The organism is Mycobacterium sp. (assembly GCF_008709575.1).
In the GTDB taxonomy this organism is placed as follows: domain Bacteria; phylum Actinomycetota; class Actinomycetes; order Mycobacteriales; family Mycobacteriaceae; genus Mycobacterium.
In genome coordinates this window covers 1,192-1,457 of the sequence record NZ_VYIK01000149.1, presented here as the reverse complement: position 1 = coordinate 1,457, position 266 = coordinate 1,192, and the positions used below count along the sequence as shown (strand labels likewise).

The window sequence follows — 266 nt, the reverse complement described above, 5'->3', positions numbered from 1 at the left end:
CGGGAGCAGCTGCCCGTCGCGCTGAAACCAGACCTCGCAAGTGGCATCACAGCTCAGGTAGCGGCGCTGGGCGTCGGTCAGTGCTGGACCCAGATGCAGCGCCGCGGCGCGCGCGGCGACATCGACGTGGACCACCACCGTGGTGTGCAGCCCGTGCGGGCGGCGGACCGCTTCGGCGTCCCAGCCGGCCTGCACCAGCCGCACAAACGCCTCCACGGTGCCCGGCATCGGTGGGGTGAGCTCGGAGGCGCCCGACTCGATGCCAC

At 72.6% G+C, this 266-nt stretch carries 1 protein-coding gene; it reads right to left on the bottom strand.

Translation table 11 applies throughout. The features are described from left to right. The coding region (locus F6Q13_RS17390; RefSeq protein ID WP_293059212.1) for a DUF222 domain-containing protein at positions 1–266 on the bottom strand (266 nt) is incomplete at both ends.